This window comes from Rhodoferax sp. GW821-FHT07F03, from assembly GCF_059418745.1.
This window is the reverse complement of sequence record NZ_JBWKQM010000001.1, coordinates 367,547-392,832: the sequence shown is the minus strand read 5'-3', so window position 1 is coordinate 392,832 and position 25,286 is coordinate 367,547. Positions and strand designations below refer to the sequence as shown.

The 25,286-nt window shown below is 61.0% G+C and carries 23 protein-coding genes and 2 riboswitches; of the genes, 18 read left to right on the top strand and 5 right to left on the bottom strand.

Going from position 1 to position 25,286, the window contains the following annotated elements; all coding sequences use genetic code 11:
- Positions 1 to 40 precede the first annotated feature (40 nt).
- The 5 genes from AC07R0_RS01730 to AC07R0_RS01710 all read left to right on the top strand — a co-directional run bounded on the left by AC07R0_RS01730 (position 41) and on the right by AC07R0_RS01710 (position 6,520).
- Positions 41 to 1,591, top strand: coding sequence for a helicase HerA-like domain-containing protein (locus AC07R0_RS01730; protein WP_495103540.1), 1,551 nt, complete (start codon positions 41 to 43; stop codon positions 1,589 to 1,591).
- Between the two features lie 206 nt (positions 1,592 to 1,797).
- Complete coding sequence (locus AC07R0_RS01725) at positions 1,798 to 3,090, top strand: GTP cyclohydrolase II (RefSeq protein ID WP_495103539.1); 1,293 nt, start codon at positions 1,798 to 1,800, stop codon at positions 3,088 to 3,090.
- Complete coding sequence (locus AC07R0_RS01720) at positions 3,087 to 4,364, top strand: URC4/urg3 family protein (RefSeq protein WP_495103538.1); 1,278 nt, start codon at positions 3,087 to 3,089, stop codon at positions 4,362 to 4,364. Before AC07R0_RS01725 ends, AC07R0_RS01720 begins: the two co-directional genes overlap by 4 nt.
- Before the next feature lie 156 nt (positions 4,365 to 4,520).
- Positions 4,521 to 5,150, top strand: a complete 630-nt coding sequence (gene upp / locus AC07R0_RS01715; RefSeq protein ID WP_490590242.1) for a uracil phosphoribosyltransferase — start codon at positions 4,521 to 4,523, stop codon at positions 5,148 to 5,150.
- Positions 5,151 to 5,242: 92 nt separating this feature from the next.
- Positions 5,243 to 6,520 (top strand): amidohydrolase family protein, encoded by a 1,278-nt coding sequence (locus AC07R0_RS01710; protein WP_495103537.1) that lies wholly within the window; start codon positions 5,243 to 5,245, stop codon positions 6,518 to 6,520.
- Between the two features lie 66 nt (positions 6,521 to 6,586).
- On the opposite strand, the gene AC07R0_RS01705 is transcribed toward AC07R0_RS01710, so the two are convergent.
- Positions 6,587 to 7,450: an HDOD domain-containing protein gene (locus AC07R0_RS01705; protein ID WP_495076493.1), complete on the bottom strand. Its 864-nt coding sequence runs from the start codon at positions 7,448 to 7,450 to the stop codon at positions 6,587 to 6,589.
- Positions 7,451 to 7,497: 47 nt separating this feature from the next.
- Positions 7,498 to 7,597, top strand: a riboswitch (glycine riboswitch).
- A gap of 9 nt (positions 7,598 to 7,606) precedes the next feature.
- Positions 7,607 to 7,730, top strand: a riboswitch (glycine riboswitch).
- Positions 7,731 to 7,781: 51 nt separating this feature from the next.
- Here AC07R0_RS01705 and gcvT point away from each other — a divergent pair.
- The 9 genes from gcvT (at position 7,782) to AC07R0_RS01660 (ending at position 17,768) form a co-directional block, all read left to right on the top strand.
- A complete protein-coding gene (gcvT, locus tag AC07R0_RS01700; RefSeq protein ID WP_495103536.1) occupies positions 7,782 to 8,906 on the top strand; it encodes a glycine cleavage system aminomethyltransferase GcvT in 1,125 nt (374 codons plus the stop codon).
- Between the two features lie 25 nt (positions 8,907 to 8,931).
- A complete protein-coding gene (gene gcvH, locus AC07R0_RS01695; RefSeq protein ID WP_495076491.1) occupies positions 8,932 to 9,303 on the top strand; it encodes a glycine cleavage system protein GcvH in 372 nt (123 codons plus the stop codon).
- Positions 9,304 to 9,322: 19 nt separating this feature from the next.
- Positions 9,323 to 12,205, top strand: coding sequence for an aminomethyl-transferring glycine dehydrogenase (gene gcvP / locus AC07R0_RS01690; RefSeq protein ID WP_495103535.1), 2,883 nt, complete (start codon positions 9,323 to 9,325; stop codon positions 12,203 to 12,205).
- Positions 12,206 to 12,251: 46 nt separating this feature from the next.
- Positions 12,252 to 12,866 carry a DUF6198 family protein gene (locus AC07R0_RS01685; protein ID WP_495103534.1) on the top strand — a complete coding sequence of 205 codons (615 nt, stop codon included), beginning with the start codon at positions 12,252 to 12,254 and terminating at the stop codon, positions 12,864 to 12,866.
- Between the two features lie 299 nt (positions 12,867 to 13,165).
- Positions 13,166 to 14,242, top strand: a complete 1,077-nt coding sequence (gene rfbB, locus AC07R0_RS01680; protein ID WP_495103533.1) for a dTDP-glucose 4,6-dehydratase — start codon at positions 13,166 to 13,168, stop codon at positions 14,240 to 14,242.
- Positions 14,239 to 15,195, top strand: a complete 957-nt coding sequence (gene rfbD / locus AC07R0_RS01675; protein ID WP_495103532.1) for a dTDP-4-dehydrorhamnose reductase — start codon at positions 14,239 to 14,241, stop codon at positions 15,193 to 15,195. Before rfbB ends, rfbD begins: the two co-directional genes overlap by 4 nt.
- Positions 15,149 to 16,066, top strand: coding sequence for a glucose-1-phosphate thymidylyltransferase RfbA (rfbA, locus tag AC07R0_RS01670; protein WP_495103531.1), 918 nt, complete (start codon positions 15,149 to 15,151; stop codon positions 16,064 to 16,066). Before rfbD ends, rfbA begins: the two co-directional genes overlap by 47 nt.
- Positions 16,066 to 16,614 (top strand): dTDP-4-dehydrorhamnose 3,5-epimerase, encoded by a 549-nt coding sequence (gene rfbC / locus AC07R0_RS01665; RefSeq protein WP_495103680.1) that lies wholly within the window; start codon positions 16,066 to 16,068, stop codon positions 16,612 to 16,614. The genes rfbA and rfbC overlap by 1 nt, the downstream gene beginning before the upstream one ends.
- Before the next feature lie 62 nt (positions 16,615 to 16,676).
- Complete coding sequence (locus AC07R0_RS01660) at positions 16,677 to 17,768, top strand: nucleotidyltransferase family protein (protein WP_495076545.1); 1,092 nt, start codon at positions 16,677 to 16,679, stop codon at positions 17,766 to 17,768.
- Between the two features lie 258 nt (positions 17,769 to 18,026).
- Here the strand turns inward: AC07R0_RS01660 and AC07R0_RS01655 are convergent, their stop codons facing one another.
- From AC07R0_RS01655 to AC07R0_RS01640, 4 genes are all read right to left on the bottom strand, one after another.
- Entirely contained in the window at positions 18,027 to 19,160 is a 1,134-nt protein-coding gene (locus tag AC07R0_RS01655; protein WP_495076486.1) for a branched-chain amino acid ABC transporter substrate-binding protein, read from the bottom strand.
- Between the two features lie 159 nt (positions 19,161 to 19,319).
- Positions 19,320 to 19,637: a hypothetical protein gene (locus AC07R0_RS01650; RefSeq protein WP_495103530.1), complete on the bottom strand. Its 318-nt coding sequence runs from the start codon at positions 19,635 to 19,637 to the stop codon at positions 19,320 to 19,322.
- Positions 19,637 to 20,071 (bottom strand): DNA polymerase III subunit chi, encoded by a 435-nt coding sequence (locus AC07R0_RS01645; RefSeq protein ID WP_495099536.1) that lies wholly within the window; start codon positions 20,069 to 20,071, stop codon positions 19,637 to 19,639. The genes AC07R0_RS01650 and AC07R0_RS01645 overlap by 1 nt, the downstream gene beginning before the upstream one ends.
- A 12-nt stretch (positions 20,072 to 20,083) precedes the next feature.
- On the bottom strand, positions 20,084 to 21,616 hold the full coding sequence (locus tag AC07R0_RS01640; RefSeq protein WP_495103529.1) for a leucyl aminopeptidase: 1,533 nt from the start codon (positions 21,614 to 21,616) through the stop codon (positions 20,084 to 20,086).
- Positions 21,617 to 21,678: 62 nt separating this feature from the next.
- On the opposite strand from AC07R0_RS01640, the gene lptF reads away from it, so the two are divergent.
- The 4 genes from lptF to AC07R0_RS01620 are packed head-to-tail and all read left to right on the top strand — an operon-like array spanning position 21,679 to position 25,256.
- Complete coding sequence (gene lptF / locus AC07R0_RS01635; RefSeq protein ID WP_495076482.1) at positions 21,679 to 22,782, top strand: LPS export ABC transporter permease LptF; 1,104 nt, start codon at positions 21,679 to 21,681, stop codon at positions 22,780 to 22,782.
- Positions 22,779 to 23,885, top strand: coding sequence for an LPS export ABC transporter permease LptG (gene lptG, locus AC07R0_RS01630; RefSeq protein ID WP_495103528.1), 1,107 nt, complete (start codon positions 22,779 to 22,781; stop codon positions 23,883 to 23,885). The genes lptF and lptG overlap by 4 nt, the downstream gene beginning before the upstream one ends.
- 8 nt (positions 23,886 to 23,893) lie before the next feature.
- Positions 23,894 to 24,271, top strand: a complete 378-nt coding sequence (locus tag AC07R0_RS01625) for a sirohydrochlorin chelatase (protein ID WP_495103527.1) — start codon at positions 23,894 to 23,896, stop codon at positions 24,269 to 24,271.
- Positions 24,272 to 24,314: 43 nt separating this feature from the next.
- Positions 24,315 to 25,256: a CysB family HTH-type transcriptional regulator gene (locus AC07R0_RS01620; protein WP_495076479.1), complete on the top strand. Its 942-nt coding sequence runs from the start codon at positions 24,315 to 24,317 to the stop codon at positions 25,254 to 25,256.
- The last annotated feature ends 30 nt before the right edge of the window (positions 25,257 to 25,286 follow it).

Genomic DNA, 25,286 nt, shown 5'->3' with positions numbered 1-25,286 from the left:
TACTTTCCCACCGCCCCCATTCCTGTCCAGGACGCCCCCCATGGCCGACGCTATTCTTCTTGCCAAAAACGCCACCACCACCTGCGAGCTGCTACCTGCCCTGGCGAATCGCCACGGCCTGATCACCGGCGCCACCGGCACCGGCAAGACCGTGACCCTGCAAACCCTGGCCGAAAATTTCTCCAAGATCGGCGTGCCGGTCTTCATGGCCGACGTCAAGGGCGACCTCACCGGCATCAGCCAGGCCGGCAAGATCGGCGACAAGCTGGCCGGCATACTGAAGGAACGCGGCCTGGAGCAACCCGCCTCGCAAGCCTGTCCGGCCACGCTGTGGGACGTGTTTGGCGAGCAAGGCCACCCGGTACGAGCCACCGTGTCCGACATGGGCCCGCTGCTGCTGGGCCGCATGCTGAACCTGAACGACACACAGGGCGGCGTGCTGAACATGGTGTTCAAGATCGCCGACGACCACGGCCTGCTGCTGCTCGACCTGAAAGACCTGCGCGCCATGCTGCAGTACGTGGGCGATAACAGTAGCGAATTCACCACCCAGTACGGCAATGTGTCGGCCGCCAGCGTAGGCGCCATCCAGCGCGGCCTGCTGCAGATCGAGTCGCAGGGCGGCGACAAGTTCTTCGGCGAGCCCATGCTGAACATCAGCGATTTCATGCAAACGGTGGATGGCCAGGGCGTGGTCAACATCCTGGCCGCCGACAAGCTGATGAACTCGCCGCGCCTGTACGCCACCTTTTTGCTCTGGATGCTGTCCGAGCTGTTCGAGCAACTGCCCGAGATCGGCGACCCCGAGCAGCCCAAGCTGGTGTTCTTCTTCGACGAAGCCCATCTGCTGTTCAACGAGGCACCCAAGGCCCTGGTGGAACGCATCGAGCTGGTGGTGCGCCTGGTGCGCTCCAAGGGCGTGGGCGTCTACTTTGTGACACAAAACCCGCTGGACATCCCTGACTCGGTGCTGGCCCAGCTGGGCAACCGCGTGCAACACGCGCTGCGCGCCTTCACCCCGCGCGACCAAAAGGCCGTCAAGGCCACGGCCCAGACCATGCGGCAAAAACCCGGCCTGGACATCGAAGCCGCCATCACCGAGCTGGCCGTGGGCGAAGCCCTGGTCAGCTTGCTGGACGAAAAGGGCCGGCCCAGTGTGACGGAGCGCGTGTTCGTGCTGCCGCCTGGCAGCCAGCTCGGCCCGATCAGCACCGAGCAGCGCCAGGCGTTGCTGCAGGGCTCGCTGGTGGCCGGCGTCTACGAGAAACTGGTAGACCGCGAATCGGCCTACGAAAAGCTCAAGGGCCGCACAGAAACCACGGCGGCGAATGCCTCTGCCGCTGGCACAGCCCCCGCCGGCAGCGCGCCCCTGCCCGGCCAGGCCGCACCAACGGCAACCGGCAACAGCGCCCTGGGTGGCGTGATGGGCGGACTGAACGACATCCTGTTCGGCAGCACCGGCCCGCGTGGTGGCCGGCACGACGGCCTGGCGCAGACCATGATGAAATCCGCAGTACGCACCATGGGTACCAAGATGGGCCAGGAGATTCTGCGCGGCGTGCTGGGCGGCATCTTCGGCGGAAAGCGCTGAACAGACTGGCTGGGAATTTTTAAGAAATCGGCCTCTAGCGCAGGATATACCTTCGCCTGCAGCTATTTAATCCATAGCACTGACATAGTCTTTCGGCGTGGTCATCCTGCCTAGAAACCCAGCCACCGGCACACAAAATGCATAGCGTGTACCCTGCTTGCCAGAAGGCCTGCCCATCGCTACATTGGATTTTTTGAGGACGTTCCATGCCTGCTGACGTAGCCACCGGTTCCCCTATCCCCGCCACTCCCGCCGCGCCGGCGGGCCCCAGCCACATCCGCCTGACCTCGCACGCCAGCGGCTACGGCGCCCTGCAGATACGCTGGGCCGCAGCCACGGCTGCCGAGCGCGGCCCGGTGGTCGGCACCACCACCAAGCGCAGCCACCGCAATGTGATCGGCACGCACAGCGGCAGCTACAGCATCTACCGCGCGCTGGCCGTGGCCTCCGGCGGCCTGTCGCCCAAACACCGGGCGGACCTGACCAACACCATGCCGACCGACGTGATCGGCCCCTACCCGCAGTGGAGCGAGCCGGGCCGCATCGTCGCCATGGACCCCTGGGGCGCCACCATCGCCACCGAATTCGCAGCCGAGCTGGCGGCGGGCTACGACATCCGCCCCACCATCGCGGTGACGCAAGCGCATGTGATCCTGCCCGAAGTCATCGAGGCGCTGCAATCCGGCCGCCTGCAGGCCGACGGCAAGTTCCTCAACGCCAGCGGCGCCGCCATGGTCACCAAGGTGGCGGTGGAGCCGGTGTGGTACCTGCCCGAAGTGGCCAAGCGCTTCAACTGCACAGAGTCCGAGCTGCGCCGCGTGCTGTTCGAAGAAACCGGCGGCATGTACCCCGAGCTGGTGACGCGCAGCGACCTGGAAGTATTCCTGCCGCCCATCGGCGGGCTGACCGCCTATATCTTCGGCAACCCGCGCGACCTGGCGAACCCCGAGGTCGAACTCACCGCGCGCGTGCACGACGAATGCAATGGCTCGGACGTGTTCGGCTCCGACATCTGCACCTGCCGCCCCTACCTGACACACGCCATCGAGGAATGCATACAGGGCGCGCAGCGCGGCGGAGTCGGCCTGGTGTCGTACTTCCGCAAGGAAGGCCGGGCCCTGGGCGAGGTCACCAAATTTCTGGTTTACAACGCCCGCAAACGCCAGGTCGGCGGCGACACGGCCGACCAGTATTTCAACCGCACAGAGTGCGTGGCCGGCGTGCAGGACATGCGCTTCCAGGAACTCATGCCCGACGTGCTGAACTGGCTGGGCATACGCAAGATCCACCGCCTGGTGTCCATGAGCAATATGAAATACGACGCTATCACCCGCGCCGGCATCGAGGTGGTGAAACGCATCAATATTCCCGAACACATGATCCCCGCCGACGCCCAGGTCGAAATGGACGCGAAAATGGCGGCCGGTTACTTCACCCCCGGCGCTGTGCCGGACGCCGAAGAACTGAAAAAGGCCAAAGGCCGTGGACTCACTGAATGACTATGGATTTGATAGCAGCCAGCGCAGATGCTGCCAGCGCCAGCGCCCTGTTACGCTCTACACAAGCGGTACGCGAACGGGCCCGGGGCCTGCTGGCGCGCGCGCGTACCGGCAACTCCGCCTACTTCACGGTGGCGGATGCCGCACTGCAACCCACCGCTGCCCTGGTGGCCCAGGTGACGCGCGAACGTTACCCCACGCTGGACATCCCGTACCACAGCCGCTGGCGCCATTTCGAAGCCGGTGGCGTGAACCGCGTGGAGCTGCTCAATGAAGAGTTGGGCAAGGTATCTGTCGCCAAGCGCGCACGCTCGCAGATCGACCTGGCCATCGTCAGCGTGCTGCTGGATGCCGGCGCCGGCCCCGACTGGCACTACAACGACCCGCGCACCGGCAAAACCTATAGCCGCTCCGAAGGCCTGGGCGTAGCCAGCTACAACGCGTTTACCAAGGGCCTGTTTTCCAGCAAACCCATGCAGCCCTGCCAGGCCGACGCCGAGGGCCTGCAGGCCATCACCGCGCGCCAGCTGGGCGACGCCTTCCAGGTCGGGGTGGAAAACCCGCTGGTCGGGCTGGAAGGCCGTGCCGCACTCTTACGCCGCCTGGGCGCGGTGATTGCCGCCCAGCCCGAGGTGTTTGGTGGCGCCGGCGGCCTGTGTCGCCCGGGTCGCCTGTTCGACTACCTGGTGCCCGTCAATACCGATACACCCACCGTCTCGGCCCACGCCATTCTGGTGGCACTGCTCACCACGTTATCGCCCATCTGGCCTGCGCAGAACGCTATCAAAACAGATGATGGCAGCGAGATCGCGCTGGGCGACTGCTGGCGTCACAGCGCCGTGCCCGGCGAGGGCGCGAGTGCGGGCTGGATGCCCTTCCACAAGCTGTCGCAGTGGCTCAGTTACTCCCTGCTGGAGCCGTTGGAATGGGCCGACGTGCCCGTCACCGGCCTGGACGCCCTCACCGGCCTGCCCGAATACCGCAATGGCGGCCTGCTGCTGGACGGCGGCGTGCTGGGCTGGAAAGACCCGGCCCTGGCCGGCCAGACGTATACCGCAGGGGATGAATGCATCGTCGAATGGCGCGCGCTGACCGTGGCCCTGCTGGACGAGCTGGCGCCGCTGGTGCGCGCCGAGCTGGGCCTGACGCCTGAGCAAATGCCCCTGGCCTGCGTGCTCGAAGGTGGCACCTGGGCCGCCGGCCGAGTGCTGGCACAGCGCCTGCGTGGCGGCACACCGCCTCTGAACATCGTCAGCGACGGCACCGTGTTCTAACGTTCACCCCCAGGCTTCGTGCACTTCGTGTCACTCTCGCCAACCCCCTTGCAGGGGGCGATACCAACGGCCCGGCAAAGCCGGTTCCGTGGTATCCCTGGAAGAGACACAGGCGCACAAATTGGCAAAATGAAACCTTAACTTTTAAAGAAAACCATGAGCACCGTACACCTGATCAACCACCCCCTGGTGCAACACAAGCTGACGCTGATGCGCCGCAAGGACGCCAGCACCAACACCTTCCGCCGCCTACTGAACGAGCTGTCCAGCCTGATGGCCTACGAGGTCACGCGTGACATGGCGATGCAGGACATCGAGATCGAAACCCCGCTGGAGAAAATGACCGCCAAGGTCATCGACGGCAAGAAGCTGGTGTTCGTGTCCATCTTGCGCGCCGGCAACGGCATTCTGGAAGGCATGCTCAGCGTGGTGCCAGGCGCGCGCGTGGGCCACGTCGGCCTGTACCGCGACCCGAAAACGCTGACGGCCGTGGAGTACTACTTCAAGATGCCCAGCGAAATGCACGAGCGCGACATCGTCATCGTGGACCCGATGCTGGCCACCGGCAACTCGGCCATTGCAGCGGTGGAGCGCCTCAAGGAGCTGAACCCGAAGTCCATCAAGTTCGTCTGCCTGCTGACCTGCCCCGAAGGCGTGGCCGCGCTGCAGGCCGCCCACCCGGACGTCGACATCTACACCGCCGCCATCGACCGCCAGCTCAGCGACCACGGCTACATCCTGCCCGGTCTAGGCGATGCGGGGGACCGAATTTTCGGCACAAAATAAGCCGCCAGCGTATATATCCATTGCGCCGACAGCTATTTAATAGATAGCAAACCCAACACAGCTTTGCGATCCGTGTTTTTGAAAGAATGTGCATGCTGGATTTACTCGTCACCCACGCCACCCTGCCCGACGGCCGCAGCGGCATGTCCATCGCGGTACAGGACGGCAAGATTGTGGAAGTCAGCCCCGGCCTGCAGGCCGCCGCACAGCAGACCGTGGATGCCCAGGGCCTGCTGGTCAGCCCACCGTTTGTGGACGCGCACTTCCACATGGACGCCACCCTGAGCTACGGCCAGCCCCGCGTCAACCAAAGCGGCACCTTGCTGGAGGGCATCGCCCTGTGGGGCGAGCTCAAACCCCATCTCACGCAAGAGGCTTTGGTGGACCGCGCCATGGCCTACTGCGACTGGGCCGTGGGCCACGGCCTGCTGGCCATCCGCAGCCATGTGGACATCTGCGACCCGCGCCTGCTGGCCGTGGAAGCCCTGCTGGAGGTGCGCCGCCGCGTCGCCCCCTACCTGGACCTGCAGCTGGTGGCCTTCCCGCAGGACGGCGTGCTGCGCGATCCGAACGGCATGGACAAGCTCAAGCGCGCGCTGCAGATGGGCGTGGACGTGGTCGGCGGCATCCCCCACTTCGAGCGCACCATGGCCGACGGCGCGCTCAGCGTCAAGCTGCTCTGTGAACTGGCGGCCGAGCAAGGCAAGCTGGTCGACATGCACTGCGACGAGTCAGACGACCCGCTGTCGCGCCACATCGAAACCCTGACCTATGAGACCAACCGCCTGGGTCTGCACGGCCGCGTCACCGGCTCGCACCTGACCTCCATGCACTCCATGGACAACTACTATGTGTCAAAACTGCTGCCGCTGATGGCCGAGGCGCAGATGAACGTCATCAGCAACCCGCTGATCAACATCACCCTGCAAGGCCGGCACGACACCTACCCCAAGCGCCGTGGCATGACCCGCGTGCCCGAGATGCTGGCCCAGGGCCTAACCGTCGCCTTCGGCCAGGACTGCGCCATGGACCCCTGGTACAGCCTGGGCAGCGGCGACATGCTGGAAGTCGCCAGCATGGGCCTGCACGTGGCACAGATGACCAGCCAGGCCGCCATGCGCCAGTGCTTCCAGGCCGTCACAGCCAACCCGGCGAAGATTCTGCAGCTGGAAGGCTACGGCCTGGAGGCCGGCTGCAACGCAGACTTTGTGCTGCTGCAGGCGCAAGACCCGATCGAGGCGATTCGCCTGCGCGCCACCCGCCTGCAGGTCTACCGCCGGGGCCAGCTGCTGGCCCAGACGCCGGCCACCACCGCCTGCCTGCACCTGCCCGGCCGGCCCAGCCAAACCGACTGGATGCTGCATCCATAAACTTATGCGAAACAGGCCTCTTGCGCAGGTAATACCTGCACAAGCAGCTATTAACTTGATAGCAAACTAGGCCAGGTTTTCAAACACCGGATGCAGATCGTCCGCCCAGTGTTGCAGCTCGGCCTGGTCGATATGCAGGTGCGACATGCAGGCCGAGCCATGGCGGGCCCATTCGTCCGACTCGCGCGTGCCCTCATGCAGGGCCACCAGGTGCTCGGCCAGCAGCAGCATGGCCACCAGATAGCGCACCTCGGGCGGGACGCTGGCCACCGGCAGAATGTCGAAGTCGTGGTGCAGGCGCACGGCGGCCGTCACCAGGGGCGGCAGCTTCCAGGTCTTGGCCACCAGCGCGCCCACCACGGCGTGGTCGGTCTTGTGGGCGGCGTTCTCGGTTGCCACAAAGCTGCGGTCCTGCCGCGCCAGGGCCTCGGCCAGGGTGCCGGCATAGCCCTTCAGGCCCTGCAACATCACCGGTATACCCACATGGCAGAACAGGCCACAGGTCTGCGCCACGTCGGCGTCCACGCCGTACAGATGGCGAGCGATGTAGGCCATGGCCAGGGATCGGCGGGTCGAGGTTTCCCAGAAATGCTCCAGCAAGGCCGCATCCACGCGGATCGCATGCCGGGTGAAGAAGCCGGTCAGCACGCCCACCGTCTGCTTCACGCCCAGCATGGCGATGGCCTCGCCCACGGTACGGGCCGGGCGCGAGCGGGCAAACAAGGGGCTGTTCGAATAACGTATCAGCGCCGCCGCCATGGCCACGTCCTGGCTGGCAATGCGGGCGATGGCGGCGGGGTCGGGGTCGCCGCCCCGCACTTCGCCCTGCAGCTCCAGCAAGAGCTGGGGGCACGGCGGGATCACGATATCCCGCACGGCGCCCTTGGCCTTGGCGGTTTCCAGTTCTCGGTCTATGTCTGCCAGCTGCATCGCGCCCCCTTAGTCCACGGAATTATGCCGACTTGCGCTTGGGTAGAATCCCCCCGTCAGGAGAGAGTTTTCACCCGAAAACCGCCGAAGGCGCAGGGCCCCGCTACGTGGGCCTGAACGCTCAGGCAAAAGGACTGACAAGCGTTTCTCATCAAACGTCACCCCACTGGAGAGAAGTCCGCCCCGAGCGGACTCACCGAAGGCGCAACCCGCAGTCGGCCTGCACCACCGCAAGGCCGGCCCGGCGAATCGCTCAGGTAAAGCGGACAGCGGGGACCACACATGGCCGTCAAAGGCCATGATCCGATTGTGTGTCCCCGAAAGAACCGCCATGGCCGACTTGTTACTCACTCCCCTCAACGCGCTGCATCTGGAGCTCGGCGCCCGCATGGTGCCCTTCGCTGGCTACAGCATGCCGGTGCAGTACCCGGCCGGCCTGATGGCCGAACACCACCACACGCGTAACGCCGCCGGCCTGTTCGACGTATCCCACATGGGCCAGTTGCGCCTGGTCGGCCCCGATGCCGCTGCGGCCTTTGAAACCCTGGTGCCAGTCGACGTGATCGACCTGCCCGTAGGCAAGCAGCGCTACGGCCTGCTGCTGAACGACGAGGGCGGCATCCGCGACGACCTGATGTTTTTCAAGCAGGCGGAAGATGACATCTTCGTCGTCGTCAACGGTGCCTGCAAAGCAGCAGACATTGCCCACATCCAGGCCCGGATCAGTCTGCATTGCGAAGTCATCCCCATGCCGGAAATGGCGCTGCTGGCGCTGCAAGGCCCCAAGGCTGTAGACGCGCTGTCGCGCCTGGCGCCTGGCGTGGAAAAGCTGGTCTTCATGACCGGCGGCCATTTCATGGTTGCCGGCATCTCCTGCTTCCTGACGCGCAGCGGCTATACCGGCGAAGACGGTTTTGAAATTTCGGTACACCAAGACCAGGCCGAGGCACTGGCCCGCGCTCTGCTGGCCCAGCCCGAAGTCCAACCCATAGGCCTGGGCGCACGCAACTCGCTGCGCCTGGAAGCTGGCCTGTGCCTGTATGGCAACGACCTGGACACCAGCACCACCCCCATCGAAGCCGGCCTGAACTGGGCCCTGCAAAAGGTACGCCGCGCTGGTGGCGCGCGTGAAGGCGGCTTCCCTGGCGCTAGCAAAATAATAGCGCAACTCGCAGGTAAACCAGGCGCTACAACCAAGAAACGTGTGGGATTGGTGGCACTGGAACGCGTCCCGGTGCGCGAACACACAGCCTTGCAGGACACCGCAGGCAACGTGATTGGCGAAGTCACCAGCGGCTTGCTTGGCCCCACGGTAGACAAGCCGATTGCGATGGCCTACGTGGCGCCAGAATTTGCTGCCATCGGCACCCGTATCAACGCCATCGTGCGAGGCAAAATCGTGCCGATGGAAGTCACGTCCATGCCCTTCACCCCGAACAATTACTTTCGCGGTTAATTCAACTTTTCACAGGAGCACCCCCATGAGCATCAAGTACACCGAAGACCACGAATGGCTGAACATCGAGGGCGACACCGCCACCGTCGGCATCACGCACCACGCGCAAGACGCATTGGGTGACGTAGTGTTTGTCGATCTGCCCGCCGTCGGCGCAAGCTTCGCGCAAAAAGACGTGGCCGGCGTGGTCGAGTCCGTGAAGGCCGCCGCCGATGTGTACATGCCTGTCTCCGGCGAGATCACCGAGGTCAACGAAGCCCTGCGCGCCGACCCCGCCCTGGCCAACACCGACCCGTTGGGCGCTGGCTGGTTCTTCAAGGTCAAGCTGTCGGATGCATCGCAAGTCGCCGCCCTGCTGGACGAAACCGCCTACAACGCATTTAGCCAAAACGCCTAACCCTCCCTAGACCTGCCCCATGACGACCTCCCTGCACGAACTAGAAAACGCCAGCGAATTCATCGCCCGCCATATCGGCATCGACGCTGCCGACGAAACCCTGATGCTGGAAGTGATTGGCTCCAGTTCGCGCCGGGATCTGATTGACGGCATCGTGCCGCGCTCCATCGCGCGCAGCACGCCAATGGATCTACCCGCGCCCGTCACCGAGGCGGCAGCACTGGCCGAGCTGAAGGCCATTGCCGCCAAGAACCAGGTCTTCAAAAGCTTCATCGGCCAGGGCTACTACGGCACCCATACACCAGGCGTGATCCAGCGCAACATCCTGGAGAACCCCGCCTGGTACACCGCCTACACGCCCTACCAGGCTGAGATTTCGCAAGGCCGCATGGAGGCGCTGGTCAACTTCCAGACCATGGTCTGCGACCTGACCGGGATGCCGATTGCCAACGCGTCCATGCTGGACGAGGCCACCGCCGCCGCCGAGGCCATGGCCCTGGCCAAGCGCAGCGCCAAAAGCAAGAGCAATGTGTTCATCGTAGCGGGTGACTGCCATCCGCAAACCATCGAAGTCATCCAGACCCGCGCCAAGCCGCTGGGTATCGAAGTCAAGGTCAGCACCGCCGTCATCACCCTGCCCCAATTGATGGCCAGCGGTGACTTCTTCGGCGTGCTGGCCCAGTACCCGGCCACCAACGGCATGGTGCACGACCTGCGCCCCCTGGTGGGCGTGGCCCATGCCAGCGGCGCAGCGGTCTGCGTGGCAGCCGACCTGCTGGCCCTGACCCTGCTGGTGCCCCCCGGTGAATGGGACGCCGACATCGTCATTGGCAGTACCCAGCGTTTTGGTGTGGCCGTGGGCAACGGCGGCCCGCACGCCGCCTACATGGCCTGCCGCGACGCATTCAAGCGCTCGCTGCCCGGCCGCCTGGTGGGCGTCAGCGTGGATGCACACGGCAACCCGGCCTACCGCCTGGCGCTGCAAACCCGCGAGCAACACATCCGCCGCGAAAAAGCCACCTCCAACATCTGTACCGCACAGGTGCTGCCGGCCGTGCTGGCCAGCATGTACGCGGTGTACCACGGCCCGCAAGGCCTGACCCGTATCGCCGAGCGCGTGGCCCGCTTGACTGCCATCCTGGCGCGCGGCCTGCAGCAAATGGGCTACGCGGTAACCAATGAATACGCCTTCGACTCGATCACGGTCAAAACCGGTGATGCTACCAATTTAATAGCTAGCCGCGCACAGCAATCCTGCGCCAACCTGCGTTTTCGCTTGAAAACCCATTTGGGCATCTCGCTGGACGAAACCACCACCCGTGGCGATATCGAAATGCTGTGGTCCTTCTTCGTCAAGCCCGGCGAACCCATGCCGCGCCTGAGCGAGCTGGAAAACAGCGTGGAAGTGATGATCCCCGAAGCCCTGCGCCGCAGCAGCGCCTTCCTGGCACACCCGGTGTTCAACACCCACCACTCTGAGACGGGCATGCTGCGCTACATCCGCGCGCTTAGCGACAAGGACCTGGCGCTGGACCGCAGCATGATCCCGCTGGGCAGTTGCACCATGAAGCTCAACGCTACCAGCGAGATGATGCCCGTGACCTGGCCCGAGTTCGCCAACATCCACCCCTTCAGCCCGCCCGAGCAGCGCCAAGGTTATGCCGAGCTGAACAGCCAGCTCTGCGCCTGGCTCAGCCAGGCCACCGGCTACGCAGGCATCAGCCTACAACCGAATGCCGGTAGCCAGGGCGAATACGCCGGTCTGCTGGCCATCAAGGCCTATTTCGATGCACACGGCCAAAGCCAGCGCAATATCTGCCTGATCCCGTCCAGCGCCCACGGCACCAACCCGGCCAGCGCCCAGATGGCCGGCCTGACCGTGGTCGTTACCGCCTGTGATGCGAATGGCAACGTGGACATGGCCGACCTGCAGGCCAAATGCGAGCAGCACAGCAGCCATCTGGCGGCGGTGATGATCACCTACCCCAGCACGCACGGCGTGTTCGAAACCCAGGTGAAAGAACTCTGCGCCCTGGTGCACAGCCACGGCGGTCGCGTCTATGTGGACGGCGCGAATATGAACGCCCTGGTCGGCGTGGCTGCGCCTGGCGAATTCGGCGGCGACGTCAGCCATCTGAACCTGCACAAGACCTTCTGCATCCCGCACGGCGGCGGTGGCCCCGGTGTTGGCCCGGTTTGCGTGGTCGAAGATCTGATCCCCTACCTGCCCGGCCACGCCACTGCGGGCGACAACAACCACGGCATCGGCGCCATTAGCGCGGCGCCCTTGGGCAATGCATCCGTGTTGCCCATCAGCTGGATGTACTGCCGCATGATGGGCGCCGAGGGCCTACAACACGCTACCGAAGCCGCCATCCTGGCCGCCAACTACGTCAGCACCAAGCTGCAGGCGCACTACCCCACTCTGTACGCCAGCGCCAACGGCCATGTGGCGCACGAATGCATCCTGGACCTGCGCCCCATCAAGGACAGCTGCGGTATTACCGCCGAAGACGTGGCCAAGCGCCTGGCCGACTACGGCTTCCACGCCCCCACGCTCAGCTTCCCCGTGCCCGGCACGCTGATGGTGGAGCCCACCGAGAGCGAAACCCTGGCCGAGCTGGACCGCTTCATCTTTGCCATGGTCGCCATCCGCGAGGAGATCCGCCAGGTCGAAGCCGGCACCTGGCCGCGCGACAACAACCCCCTGGTGCACGCGCCCCATACCGCCGCCAGCCTGCTAGCCGCAGAATGGGACCGTCCTTATGCGCGCGAAATCGGCGCCTTCCCGCTGGCATCGCTGAAGCAGGCCAAGTACTGGCCGCCCGTAGGCCGGGTGGACAACGTGTATGGCGATCGCAACCTGTTCTGCAGCTGCGTGCCGGTAGCGGACTACGCCTGAAATCCGCGAAGGCATGCGCGGCACAGATCCTGCTGAGGGTAGGGACATGAATACCCCTGCCCTGCCCGTCCACATCCACACACCGTTTGAAGATGCGCAAGCCATCTTTACCGGCACCCTGTTTGTGTCTCTGGCATTGATATTGTTTGCCCAGGTCGGGCTGCTCACCGGCGGCACGGCTGGGGCGGCCTTTCTGTTGCACTACGCCACTGATGTCACCCTGGGCAAGCTGTTCTTTCTGATCAATCTGCCGTTCTACTGGTTTGCCTGGACACGCATGGGCCGCGAATTTACCTTCAAGACCTTCATCGCCATCAGCCTGCTATCGGCCATGGTGGAATGGTCGCCCAGCCTGTTCGCGATAGACAGACTGCACCCGGCCTACGCCGCGGTGCTGGGCGGCTTGCTACTCGGTTCAGGCTGCCTGTTCCTGGCCCGCCACCGCGCCAGCCTGGGCGGCGCCACCATCGTCACCCTGTACCTGCAAAAAACCTACGGCTGGCGCGCCGGCAAGGTGCAGATGGGCATAGATTGCACCATCGTCCTGCTGGCTCTCACCGCCATAGAACCCGCCCGCGTGGCCTACTCGGTGCTGGCAGCGGTGGTCATGAACCTGTTCATCTGGGTGAACCACCGACCTGGGCGGTACGCGGTGCTGTAACCAAGTTGTGCTTACATCCGCATAGCACGTCGCCGCTATCACCCGCTGCTTACAACCTGTATCAGCTTTGTGGACGTCTTCGCTAGACCTGCAACGGAATTGAGCGAAGATATTACCTCTATGCATAAAGCGGCAGATAGGCAGATAACATAGGTGCCCCACCGTTTGAATGGAGGAATACGGCGGCAATGCCGCACCTCATCCAATCGATGAAAACAAATAATTTATTCAAATAAACTGAAATAAATTACAATTTAAAACAAACAACAGTCCCAGCATATTACATATTTAAGTTAACAATGACAATTATCGTAACAGGTGGCGCAGGTTTTATAGGCAGTAATTTTGTTTTAAGTTGGTTGGAGAACCATAACGAAACCATTATCAACCTAGACAAACTAACTTATGCCGGAAATTTACAAAATCTAGCCCCCGCGGCCGACAACAGCCATCACATTTTTGTACAAGGCGACATTGGCGACAAAGATTTAGTCGGCCAATTACTTGAAAAATACAGGCCACGTGCAGTTTTAAATTTTGCAGCAGAAAGCCATGTAGACCGCTCAATATCTGGCCCAGAAGCATTCATAGAAACAAATATTGTAGGCACTTTTAATTTACTTGAATCCATTCGCTCCTACTGGGGAAAAATGGAAGCAAAGGAAAAATCAGCTTTCCGATTGCTGCATGTATCTACTGACGAGGTTTATGGTTCCTTGGGCAAGACCGATCCCGCATTTACCGAAAAAAATGCTTACGAACCGAATAGCCCCTACTCTGCATCCAAGGCTGCGAGTGACCATCTTGTACGGGCCTATCACCACACGTATGGACTGCCGGTGTTGACCACCAACTGCTCCAATAACTATGGGCCGCTGCACTTTCCGGAGAAGCTGATACCGCTGATGATCGTCAATGCCCAAGCAGGCAAGCCGCTGCCAATATATGGCGATGGCCAACAGATCCGCGACTGGCTGTATGTACGCGACCACTGCAGTGCGATCCGCCGTGTGTTGGAAGCAGGCCAGTTGGGGGAAACCTACAACATCGGTGGCTGGAACGAGAAGCCCAATATCGATATCGTGCATACGGTGTGTGCATTGCTGGATGAACTCAAGCCGCGTGCAGACGGCCAGTCATACAAGCAGCAAATTACCTATGTAACGGACCGCCCCGGCCATGATCGGCGCTATGCGATTGACGCGCGCAAGATTGAGCAGCAACTGGGCTGGAAGCCCGCCGAAACTTTTGAAACCGGTATCCGCAAAACCATACAGTGGTATCTGGATAACCCGGAGTGGGTGGCCAATGTGCAGAGCGGCGGCTACCGCGACTGGGTCAATCAGCAATACGGTGGTGCGGTAGCCTCAGCATGAAGATATTGCTTTTGGGGCGCAATGGCCAGGTGGGCTGGGAACTACAACGCAGCCTGGCTCCATTGGGGGAGTTGATTGCCCTGGGATCTGATGCATCGCTAAATCCGGGCAATCTGTGCGGTGATTTCACCAATTTGGTAGGCTTGGCCGAAACGGTGCGCCAGGTGCGGCCGCAGGTGATCATCAATGCCAGCGCCTACACTGCCGTGGATAAAGCGGAAGCTGAGCCAGACGTAGCTCGCACCGTGAATGCGTTGGCACCCGGCGTACTGGCAACCGAGGCCACAGCCCTGGACGCCTGGCTGGTGCACTACTCCACCGACTACGTATTTGACGGCAGCGGGAACGCGCCATGGCACGAAGCAGACGCCACTTGTCCATTGGGCATCTACGGCCAGACCAAGCTCGAAGGTGAACAGGCCGTGGCCACTTGCCCTCGGCATTTGATCTTCCGGACCAGCTGGGTTTACGCGGCACGGGGCGGCAATTTCGCCAAGACCATGCTGCGGCTGGCGGCAGAACGCGATACGCTGAACGTCATTGACGACCAAATAGGAGCCCCCACATCAGCAGAGCTGTTGGCAGATGTAACAGCCCATGCGTTGATAGCCGCAATTCGCAAGCCAGAACTGGCCGGCTTGTACCACTGCGTGGCGGGCGGAGAAACCAGCTGGAATGGGTATGCCCGATTTGTTTTAGGACAAGCCCTTGCATTGGGCTGGGAACTCAAAGCCGGGCCTGAGCAGGTAGGCTCAACCTCTACGGCCAACTACCCTACACCTGCGCAACGCCCGCTGAACTCGCGCCTGAGCACAAGCAAGCTGCAAAACGCCTTTGGGCTAACACTGCCCTATTGGGAAACACAAGTGGCACGCATGCTGCAAGAGATTACAGGAAAAACTGAACATGACGGCAACCCCAAATCCAGCAACAAACAATATTGTGCGTCGTAAAGGCATCATCCTGGCTGGCGGCTCCGGTACACGTCTGTACCCGGCAACCCAGGCTGTTAGCAAGCAATTGCTGCCTATATATGACAAGCCGATGATCTATTACCCGCTCAGTGCGCTACTGCTGGCGGGTATCCGTGAAGTACTGGTGATTTCCACGCCGCAAGACACTCCCCGCTTCATCCAGCTATTGGGCGACGGCAGCCAATGGGGCATTCAACTGACTTACGCCATACAGCCCTCGCCCGACGGTCTGGCACAGGCCTTTCTGATTGGTGAGAAGTTCTTGGACGGTGCCCCAAGTGCACTGGTGTTGGGTGACAATATTTTCTACGGCCATGACTTCGCAGGCTTGCTGCACAAGGCCAACCAGCAAACCCATGGCGCAACAGTATTTGCGTATGCGGTGCAAGACCCTGAACGCTATGGCGTGGTGGAATTTGACACAAATGGCCGAGCCATCAGTCTGGAGGAAAAGCCCAAGAGCCCCAAGTCACGGTATGCGGTGACCGGCCTGTATTTCTACGATAGCCAGGTTGTTGAATTGGCCAAAAGCGTCAAGCCGTCGGCCCGTGGCGAGCTTGAAATTACCGACTTAAACAGGCTCTATCTGGAACAAGGTACGTTGGATGTGCAAACCATGGGCCGTGGCTATGCATGGCTAGACACGGGCACGCACGAGTCCATGCTGGAAGCCAGCCAATATATTTACACAATCGAAAATCGCCAGGGCTTGAAAGTGGCAGCTCCAGAGGAAATTGCTTGGCGGCAAGGCTGGATTGATAGCGAACAGTTGCAAAAACTCGCGCAGCCTTTGGCCAAATCGGGTTACGGCCAATACCTGATGCGCCTGTTAAAGGAAAAGGTGTTTTGATGAAAGTCACATCGTGCACCATTCCCGATGTGCTATTAATAGAGCCCCGCGTATTCGGTGATGACCGAGGCTTTTTCTATGAAAGCTTCAACCAGCGCGCATTTGACCAAGCCACAGGCCTGAACCTGCAGTTTGTGCAGGACAACCACTCCAAGTCGGCAAGAAATGTGTTGCGCGGCCTGCATTACCAAGTGCAGAAGCCCCAGGGCAAACTGGTACGTGTAGTAGCGGGTGAAGTATTGGACGTGGCAGTGGATATCCGGCGCAATTCGCCTACTTTTGGCCAATGGGTAGGCGCACTTTTGTCTGCGCAAAACCACCGCCAACTGTGGGTGCCGCCGGGTTTGGCCCACGGCTTTCTGGTGCTTTCCGATACTGCTGAGTTTTTGTACAAAACCACCGATTACTACGCGCCAGAACATGAACGCTGCATTGCATGGAACGACTCTACGCTGGCGATTGACTGGCCAATAGCATCCGATGGCCCAATACTGTCAACGAAAGATGCAAATGGTACAGCCTTCCTGGAAGCAGATCTTGGCAACTAACACAACCCTTCACTGCATTTCAGATTTCAATACCAATCCAAGGAGTAAGCATGGCTAAAGGAATGATTTTGGCGGCTGGTCAGGGTACACGCGTGCGCCCCTTGACCAAGAATATGCCCAAACCAATGGTGCCCATTCTGGGCAAGCCGGTAATGGAGTACCTGATCGAACACCTGGCCAATTACGGCATCAAGGAGATCATGGTCAATGTGGCATATAACCACTACAAGATCGAGCAGTATTTCGGCGATGGCCACCGCTGGGGCGTTCAAATCGGCTATGCCTACGAAGGCGTGCGCGAACATGGCGATGTAATACCCAAGCCTTTTGGTTCGGCTGGCGGCATGCGCCGCATCCAGGACTTCAGTGGTTTCTTTGATGAACCTACGCTGGTGCTGTGTGGTGACGCCTTGATCGACCTGGACATTGGCGCGGCACTGCACGAACACAAGTCCAAGGGCGCCATTGCCAGTGTGGTAACGCTGGATGTGCCGCGCACCGAAGTGTCTAACTATGGCATTGTCGTGGCCAACAACGAAGGACAAATCCAGTCTTTCCAGGAAAAGCCCTCGCCCGAAGAGGCACAGTCCACGTTGGCCAGCACGGGTATCTACATTTTTGAACCAGAAGCCATTGACCTGATTCCACCAAACAAGGTGTATGACATTGGTTCAGAGTTGTTTCCACAATTGGTTGAAAAGAAGCTTCCTTTTTACGCGCAGAAGCGCTTCTTCAACTGGATCGACATTGGCCGGGTCAGCGACTACTGGTCGGTACTGCAACGGGTGTTGCGCGGCGAAGTAGCGCAAATGAACATTCCAGGGCGCGAGGTCAAACCGGGTATCTGGGTGGGCCTCAATACCTCGATTGCCTGGGACCAGTGCAATATCCAAGGGCCCGTGTACCTGGGCTCCAGCGTGAAAGTGGAACCTGGTGCCACCATCATCGGCCCATGCTGGATCGGACACGGTAGCCATATCCGTTCAGGTGCCAAAGTGACGCGCAGCATTCTGTTCGAATACACCCGTATTGCGGCCGATATGCATTTCAACGAAATGATCGTGTCGCCCAACTACTGCGTCGACCGCAATGGCGAGACGATGTACCGCGGTGACGAGTTGGCCCAACTGCGCTGGGGTGACGCCCGGGCATAATCTGCCTCACCCCCAAGGCTACGTCTCCCCCTTGCAGGGGGCGATACCGGTGGACTGGCGGAGCCAGATCCACGGTATCTCTGGAAGAGATGACTCCACGCGAAGCATATGCCTTTCAGGCTTCTGGCGTTTATTTTCTTTGCGGCAAAAGCTATCTAATATGTAGCAAAACACGAAACAAAATACGGCTCCCTTTGAAGCGCCAAGACATAAAAAAAGCCACCTCGCGGTGGCTTTTTTACGGACGCATGAACTGGATTAGTTCAAAGCAGTCTTCTTGCCGTCTTTGTAGACGGACAGGGTGATAGCGGGGTTCTTCAACTCGCCATTGGGCTCAAAAGCGATGGTGGTGGTTACGCCCTTGTAGTTGGTCTTGATCAGCTCAGGGGTGTACACTTTGGGATCGGTGGAGTTGGCACGCTTCATAGCGTCGACCAGCACCATGGTGGCGTCATAAGTGTAAGGGCTGTAGATCTGGAACTGACCTGGGTACTTGGCGTCGTAACGCTTCTTCCATGCTTCGCCGCCAGGCATCTTGGCCAGGGAGGCGCCGCCTTCAGCGCACACCACATTGTCCAGCGTCTTGGCACCAGCAGCCAGCTTGGCCACTTCGTTGGTGCACAGGCCGTCACCACCGAAGTACTTGACGTTGGTCATGCCCAGTTGTTCCATCTGGCGCAGCATAGGGCCAGCCTGGGGATCCATACCGCCGTAGAAAATAGCGTCAGGAGCTTTGGACTTGATGGACGTCAGGATCGCCATGAAGTCAGTGGCTTTGTCGGTGGTGAACTGTTCGTCCACCACGGTCATGCCCTTGGCAATAGCGGTCTTCTTGAACACTTCAGCAACGCCTTGACCGTAAGCGGTACGGTCATCAACGATGGCAACCTTTTTCAGCTTGAGCGCGTCCACAGCATAGAAAGCCAACCCAGCACCCAGCGAGTTGTCGTTGGCGATGATGCGGTAGGTGGTCTTGTAGCCAGGCTTTGTCAGGTTGGGGTTGGTTGCAGCGCCCGTGATGTGGGGAATGCCGCAGTCGTTGTAGACCTTGGAAGCAGGGATGGTGGTGCCGGAGTTCAAGTGACCGACCACACCGTTGACCTTGGCATCGCACAGTTTTTGTGCAACGGCAGCGCCCTGCTTGGGATCTGCAGCGTCGTCTTCAGCGACCAGTTCAAATTTGATCTTCTTGCCACCGATCACGACATTTTGCGTGTTCAGGTCGTCCACGGCCATGCGTGCGCCATTTTCGTTGTCTTTGCCGTAATGGGCCTGCGCACCCGATGTAGGCGCAACGTGACCAATCTTCACGACCTGCACGTCTTGTGCAGAGGCAAGACCTGCCACGGCAGCGATAGCAGCAGCGACAGTCAATTTCAACTTCATTTGCATAAAAACTCCGATATTGGATTGGCTAGAAAACAAATAACTCTGTGAGTTACAAAACGTCACGAGCGGCAGAATAGCGCAATTTCCGGGCCTGACGCATAGTGAAAACCTTGGACTAGCCACTAATATCCCATTAATTCAACTGATACAAGGATTGACGTTTTAAGGACCATGGCGTGTGGCCAGCTCGTCGGCCACCGCATCCGACACGGACTGGCGCACAACGAATTCGATTTCCTCCCGCAGGCGCGGTACCAACGCCTGGGTCTGCTGCAGCACCATGGCCGCTACCGCTTCGGACAGCCGGCGCTCCAAAGACAAATCGATGCGTTGCATAACCCGATGGATGATCTGGTCTTCCAGGGCCTCATGGTTCGCCATACCCGTCACCGTACTGGACGCCTGCTGCGCCACCGGCTGCACCACTTCGGTGAGTGTGGGCACGAAACGCGGTGGCTGACGGGGTGGCGAGGAAGACATCAGGCGGACTCTTTCAGTTCAAGATCTTTGCGTTGGATCGCATAGCCACGAGAGGCATAGTGTTTCCAGCGCTGGCGGGCCAAGCCACGGTCGTCCTCATCCAGAGAGACGACTTCGATCAGCCGCTCAAAACGCTCAAACCCTGGCGGCACAGCATCCCCCAGCTGCAGCAGGACTTGCTGGTGCGGGGCCTCCAGCACCGACTCCAGCAGCAGCACAGGGGATGCCGACAATAAGGTTGCATCGGCACCATCCAGCGCGTGGGCCACAAAGTCCGTGCTGGAGAAGGTCCACAAAGCCTGATCGAGCTGGCGCAGCACGTCGATAGGCCCGGTCACCACGACCCGCGCGCCGCTGCGCGTCGCCTTGCGCAACAGCCTGCAGGCATACGCCTGCTTGTCGGGCGCATTGAAATGGAACTCCACCTCGGTCATGCAGCGGCCAACTTATTTAACCAGCCGTTTACGCGGTGCTGCAGATGCTGCTGCGGTTTTACGCGAAACTATCTTTTTTGCAGCAGCTGGCGCAGGTGCTACTTGCGCAGAAGGCTGATTCAGCACATAGTCCAGCAGCAGCCCCACCGGACGCCCGGTGGCGCCTTTGGCTGCGCCACTCTTCCAGGCCGTCCCGGCAATATCCAGATGGGCCCAGGGCATTTTGGCGGTGAACTTCTGCAAGAACTTGGCAGCCGTGATGGCGCCGCCCGCACGTCCCGCCACGTTAGCCATATCGGCAAAATTGGACTTCAGGCCTTCGGCATATTCGTCGTCCAGCGGCAAGCGCCAGCAGGGGTCGAGCGCGGACTCGCCAGCTGCCTGCAAAGCAGCTGCCAAGCCGTCGTCGCTGGCAAACATACCGCTACGCACGCCGCCCAGGGCGATCACGCAAGCACCGGTCAGCGTGGCGATATCGATGATGGCGCGGGGTTTGAAACGCTCCGCATAGGTCAGCGCATCGCACAGCACCAGACGGCCTTCCGCATCGGTATTCAGGTTTTCAATGGTCTGGCCGCTCATGCTGGTAACCACGTCGCCCGGCTTCACTGCACCACCATCGGGCATGTTCTCGCAGGCGGGGATCAAACCCACCACATTGGTCACCGGCTTGAGCTCGGCCAGAGCGCGGAACACACCCAGCACACTGGCCGCGCCGCACATGTCGAACTTCATCTCGTCCATCTCAGCCGAAGGCTTGATGGAGATGCCGCCGGTATCAAAGGTAATGCCCTTACCCACCAAAACGGTGGGGGCCACGGTTTTGGCTGCACCGTTGTAGTGCAGCACGATGAAACGCAACGGCTCTTTGGAGCCTTGCGCCACCGACATGAACGAGCCCATACCCAGCTGCGCCACTTCTTTGGGGCCCAGCACCTCGCAGCGGATCTTGGGGAAGCGGGCCAGGGTCTTGGCGGCATTACCCAACAGCGTGGGCGTGGCATGGTTGGCCGGGCGATTCGCCCATTCCTTGGCCATCTCCACCCCGGCCACCGTGGCTGCACCCAGCGCCAACTCGGCCTTGGCTGCTGCCGCATCGGGGGCACACAGCCACACCTGGGCCAACGCGCGACCTTCGGGCTTGGACTTGGTGGTGGTGTACACATAGGTGCCATCGGCCACGGCCTGCACCACGGCACGCACGGCTTTTTGCGCCGGCGCACCAGCAAAGCTGATGAGCAATTTGCGCAGCGTCGGACCTTTCAAGGCCGCTACGGCCGCCGCCACGGCCTGGCGCGTCTGGCGGGCCGAGCCGTCACCCGCACCGACCAGCAGCACCCGCGTGGCGGTGGCCGCCGCAGGCCGGTACATCTGCAGCAACTTGCCCGGCTTGCTGTCCAGATCCCCGCTTTTACGGGCCTGCTCTACAAGCTGAGACAATGCATCTTTGCCGGGCTGGAAGGCTTCCGACACCAGCACCACCAGGGCGTCGCACTTTTCTTTGGCGCAAGCCGCCAGGTCCAGGGATTTCAGTTCAAAGTTCATAATCCAGTCTTTTGGTTGGGGCCCCGAATGCGGCCTGATAGCCAGTGCTAACTAAAGCAACGATGTTATTCCATTCTTCTATACGCAAAGAGCTGGCACGCGGCTTTGGCGCCACCTTGGTAGCGCTCATTACCATCGTGATGACCATGATGCTGATCCGCACGCTGGGCCAGGCATCCAAGGGCGTGGTCAACCCCTCCGAAGTGATGATGGTACTGGGCTACACCGTGCTGGGCTACATACCCACCATATTGACCCTGAGCCTGTTTGTGTCCACGGTGGCTACCTTGTCGCGCATGTACCGCGACAGCGAAATGGTGATCTGGTTCGCCAGCGGACACGGCCTGATCGGCCTGATCAAACCCCTGTTCCGTTTTGCCTGGCCGATTCTGCTGGTGGTAGCCGCCATGGCATTGATCGTCTGGCCCTGGTCCAACCAGCAAATCCAGGACATGAAGGACCGCTACGAACAGCGCGGCGACCTGGAGCGCATCGCTCCCGGGCAGTTCCAGGAATCGGCCAATGGCAGCCGGGTGTTCTTTGTGGACAAGGACACGCCCGACAAACGCAGCGGGAACAATGTGTTCATCTCCTCGCTGGAGCACGGCAAGGAAACCGTCACCTCGGCCCGCAGCGCCCAAATCACCAACATCGACAAGAAACAGTTTTTGATGCTCTACCACGGCCAACGCCTGGAGTCAAATCTGGGCGAGCCGGACCTCAAGGTCAGCGAATTTGAAGAATATGGCACCCGCGTAGGCGACAACGCCATGGGCAGCAGCGACACCCCGCCCTCGCGCGTGCGCAGCTCGCTCGACCTGGTACTGGAGCCCACGCCACTGAACCTGGGTGAACTGGCCTGGCGCCTGAGCCTGGCCCTCGCGGCCCTGAACTTCGTGACCATCAGCCTGGCTGTAGCCGGAGGCAACCCGCGCTCGGGCCGCAGCGGCAGCATGGTGTTTGCGCTGTTCGCCTTCATCATCTACTACAACCTGCTGAACCTGGGGCAAAACTGGATCACCAACGGCGCGGTACCCTTCGGCAGCTTCATGCTGGGCCTGCACGGTGGCGTCTTCATTCTGTCCATGGGCTGGTTGCTGGTGCGCCACTACCAATGGTCCTGGCGCACATTGGTGGCACGCAAACCATCGGGAGCCGCCGCATGAAAACCATACGCCAGCTGCTGTACAAGGAAATCCTCACCTCGGTGGCTTTTGTCACCTTGGGCTTTCTGGCCCTGTTCTTCTTTTTCGACTTTGTGGACGAGCTGCGCTGGGTAGGCAAGTCCGGTGAAAACGGCTACCAGCTAACCCAGGCCGTGCTGGTCGTGGGCTTGATGGTGCCCAGCCATCTGTACGAGCTGCTGCCCATCACGGTGCTAATCGGCACCATCTTCGTGATGGCGCGCCTGGCCCAAAGCTCGGAATACACCATTCTGCGCACCAGCGGCCTGGGGCCCTGGCGGGCACTGCATACCTTGCTCAGCCTGGGCCTGATGTTCGTCGTGGTGACCTTCAGCATAGGCGACTACCTGGCGCCGCTGACAGACCGCACGGCCCAGTTGGTCAAAGCACGGTTCCAGGGCGACATCACCATCGGGCAGACCGGTGCCTGGCTGAAGGAAAAACAAGGCGAGCGCTCGTTTGCCGCCAACGTCAGCGCGCTGACCTCCACCGGCCAGATGCAGGGCATCCGTATTTTTGAATTTGGCAACAACGGCCTGCTGGCATCGCTAACGCATGCCGACAAGGCCGAGTTCGCCGGCGACGGCAGCTGGACCCTGTCCAACGTGGAGCGCAGCGACTTCCATACCCAAGTGGCCGACAACGCCAGCGTGGAGCGCAGCCACATTGCGACCTACCGCTGGCCCACGGAAATCACCGCCGAGATGGTGTCCACCGCCCTGCTCAAGCCCGACCGCATGGCCACGCTGGATCTGTTCCAGTACATACGCCATCTGAACGCCAACGGCCAGTCGGCCCAACGGTACGAAATCGAGTTCTGGCGCAAGGTCTTCTACCCGCTAAGCTGCCTGGTGATGGTGGTGCTGGCGCTGCCATTCGCCTACCTGCACTTCCGCGCTGGTGGCATCACCACCTATGTATTTGGCGGCGTCATGGCCGGCATCAGCTTCTTCCTGCTGAACAACGTGTTTGGCTACATCGGCAATCTGCAGAACTGGCAGCCCTGGCTCACGGCCGCTTCGCCGGGCATTATTTACTCCATGCTCTCACTGGCCGCATTCGGCTGGCTGGTATTACGACGTTGAAGAAACATATGCATGCGCGCGGCGTTATTTTGTTTGCCCATGGCTCCCGTGACCCGCTGTGGCACAAGCCCATGGAAGCAGTGGCGGACCAGGTCCGGGCGCTGGACCCGCAGGCCCGTGTGGCATGCGCCTACCTGGAACTAACCGAGCCCGATCTACCCAGCACGGCACGCCAGCTGGTCGCCCAGGGCGTGCAGCAATTGACTGTTGTGCCCATGTTCCTGGGCGTGGGTCGGCATGCGCGCGAAGACCTGCCGCTGCTGGTGGAAGACATGCGCCGGGAACACCCGGGCGTGGATATCCAACTGCAAGCCGCCGTGGGCGAAAATCCACAGCTGGTGTCCTTGCTGGCCAAGATCGCCTTGGGCACAGCAAAGCCCCTATAGACACTTACGGCATAATGAATTTCACAATACGCTGAAATTCGATATGAACCTACACCAATTCCGCTTCGTGCAAGAAGCTGCCCGGCGCGGCCTGAACCTCACCGAGGCCGCCAAGGCACTGCACACCTCGCAGCCCGGCGTATCCAAAGCCATCATCGAGCTGGAAGAAGAATTGGGCGTGGAAATCTTCGCCCGCCACGGCAAGCGGCTGAAACGCATCACCGAACCCGGTCAGCACGTGCTGCAAAGCATTGAACTCATCATGCGCGAGGTCGGCAACCTCAAACGCATCGGTGAGCAGTTCAGCGCGCAAGACAGCGGCACCCTGTCGATTGCCACCACCCACACCCAGGCGCGCTATGTGCTACCGGTGCCGGTTGCCAAGCTGCGCGAGGCCTACCCCAAGGTCAACGTCAGCCTGCACCAGGGCTCGCCCGACCAGGTGGCCCGCATGCTGATCGACGAGGTGGCAGAGATCGGCATTGCCACCGAGTCGCTTTCCAACTACGCCGAACTGGTCACCCTGCCCTGCTACGAATGGCAGCACGTCATCGTCTTCCCCGCCAACCACCCGCTCGCAAAAAAAGAGCGCCTGACGCTGGAGGACATTGCGCAAGAGCCCATCATTACCTACCACCCCTCGTTCACCGGTCGTACCAAGGTAGACCAGGCCTTTGCCGCGCGCAAGCTGGTGCCACGTATCGCCTTGGAAGCCATCGACTCCGACGTGATCAACACCTACGTGCGCCTCGGCCTGGGCATTGGCATCGTGGCTGAAATGGCGGTGCGCGATGTGCAGAACAGCGACTTGGTGGTGCGCCCCGCCGGCGCACTGTTTGGCCAGAACGTCACCCGGGTGGCCTTCAAACGCAGCGCCTACCTGCGCAGTTTCGTCTACAAGTTTGCCGAGCTGCTGAGCGATCGCCTTAGCCCCAAACTGGTGGCCCAGGCTATGACCGGCCACGTGAATGACTACGAGCTCTGATTCCGCCACGCATCTTTCTGCATGAACCCC